This is a genomic window from Candidatus Hydrogenedentota bacterium (assembly GCA_018005585.1).
In the GTDB taxonomy this organism is placed as follows: Bacteria; Hydrogenedentota; Hydrogenedentia; order Hydrogenedentales; family JAGMZX01; genus JAGMZX01.
Genome location: JAGMZX010000186.1, coordinates 1 through 2254 on the forward strand (window position 1 = coordinate 1; position 2254 = coordinate 2254).

2 protein-coding genes are annotated in these 2254 nt (G+C 65.5%); one reads left to right on the forward strand and one right to left on the reverse strand.

The window, feature by feature from the left end; genetic code table 11:
- Positions 1 to 699: glycoside hydrolase family 31 protein (locus tag KA184_21350; protein MBP8132133.1), on the forward strand; the 699-nt coding region annotated here is incomplete at its 5' end.
- Positions 700 to 706: 7 nt separating this feature from the next.
- On the opposite strand, the gene KA184_21355 is transcribed toward KA184_21350, so the two are convergent.
- The coding region (locus KA184_21355) for an AsmA-like C-terminal domain-containing protein (GenBank protein ID MBP8132134.1) at positions 707 to 2254 on the reverse strand (1548 nt) is incomplete at its 5' end.

The following is a 2254-nucleotide window of genomic DNA, read 5'->3' on the forward strand; positions in this document are numbered from 1 at the left end:
CGCCGCATGAGCCGCCGCACGCCGGAAGAACTCGCGATCATCCGCGAATACGCATGGCTGCACACGGAACTGCTCCCGTATCTGTACAGCCACGTCGCCGCGTGCCACGAGGGCGGCCAGCCGCTCATGCGCCCGCTCGACGCGAAGTATCACTACCTTCTCGGCAAGGACATCCTTGTCGCGCCCATTTTCGAGGACTCGAATACGCGGCAAGTGTCCTTGCCCGAAGGGCAATGGCGCTACTGGTTCGACGACACGCGGCTGCTCGAAGGCGGCACAACCTTCGCGCGCGACTATCCCCTCGACGAATTCCCGGTCTACATCCGCGACGGCGCGATCCTGCCTATGCGCATTGCGCGCGCATACACCGGCATCGGCGACCGCGATTGGGAGGGCCTGCTTACGTTGAACCTCTATCCCGACGGCGGCGAACACACGTTCCAGGTGCGCCATCCGGAAGGCAACGGGCGCGCCACGGCTACCGTCGTGATGCAGGGCAAAGCGCCGCTGACGGTCCGCATCGAAGGCGCGGCCCGGCCCCATCTCCTGCGCGTGCTCGCCCCGGCAAAGCCGAAATCCGTCACGCGCGACGGCGCCCCGCTTGCGGAAGGCGCGGCATGGCGGTACACACCCGAAACACAGCGCCTGACCGTGCGCACGGACGAAAGCGTGACGGGCACGTATGAGGTCGGCTTCTGAGGGCCGGTTACAGTCCGACGGACTCGACAACACCCTCGACCGGCGCTTCTTCCGCGCCCTCTTCGGCCTTCGGCTTGCGGGAACCGATGCTGGGCCGGAGGCTGAATTCAGGGTTGAGCGGCGAACCGCCCACGTGCACGACCACATCCGCGTACGAACTGATGCGGTCGACGGCGCTGCCAAGCACCGGCACGCGCGTGACGATGCCCGTGACGAGTTCCAGCAGGTTCACGCGCACGATGGCGTCGGCCACATCGTCGCGGTAGTTCAGCGTGCCGAAACCGTCGATAGCATAGGACTTGGTCGTAAGCGTGAACGTATCCAGCGTAATCACGCCCTTATCCGCTTTGCATTTCAGCAGGCTCTTGTCAAAGGTAAGTCCTTTCCGGTCCAGCGCGGGAACGCTGAGGCGGATGAATTCGAGCACACGGAAAAAACTGAGCGCGTCTATAACCGTGCCAAGCTGCCCGTAGGACCCGTTGGAGAGGTCCAAGTCCACGCGGCCCGACATGTCGCGCAACGTTTCCGCGGCGGCGCCGACCGGGAATTCGAGGTCGATGAAGCCCGTGGCCGTGCCCGCAAGCTGTCGCGGCGGTTCGAAGAAGACATCGTCCAGAATCTTCACGTCCGCGTCGTTCAGCGAAAGGCTAAGCGCGAGCCGGAGCGGATTGGTCCCCAGCGAAAGCCGCACTCTGCCGTCCACGAGCCCTGAATAGGGCCGGGCATTGAGGCTCTCGAAGAGCACCTCGTCCGGACTGATGCGAATGTTGGTGTGGACGTCGTCCAGCCGGCCGCGCCGGTAATACAATGACTTGAGCTGCAGCGCCACTTCGCCGGTCTGGAACGCGCTCCGGGACGCGCTTGCGGCGGCGCCTTCCCCCGAAGCGCTGGGCGGCTCTGCCGTCTCCTCCGGCGCCTTGCCCGCCGACTGCACGGCTTCCACGAGCACGGCGAATGCGTCCAGGTCCAGTTTTTCGCCCGTAATCTGAGCCTCCCAGTGGTCGCCCTGATAGCTGGCGTTGACCGTGCAATCGCTGTCCGCGCCAAGCACGCGAATGTCGCGACACGTCAGGTAGCCGTCCTGGAACGCAATTTCGCCGTTCATCGAGTCGATAGCTGCGTCGGGCCGGATGCTGAGCCCGGCGTCCGACAGCGACAGGTGTACCGCAAAGGGACTCGTAGCGACCGTACCCGCGATGCGCCCCTTCGCGGAACCGCCCTCGGGCAGAAGGCGCGCCAGCACATCGAGATGGAGGTCGAATTCCGTGCGCGTGTCCCCGTGCGCCCCAAACGTGAGGGTCATGGATTCACCCAGGCAGTCCACGCGCGCTTCCCGCACTTCCCAGCCGGACGCCCCCGCCGCGCCGCGCACCACGACGGACATGGGGTCGCCCGCGCGCTTGCGGAGATAGTTCCCGAGCGAAATGTCCGCCTGGTCGAGTTGGATCTCAGCGTTGAAACCGCCGTCCCCAGCCTGTTTCACGACGTGTACCGTCGCGGCGCCCGACAGCGAGAACGCGCGTGGAAACAGGCCCGCCACGGTCTCCAGCCGCAC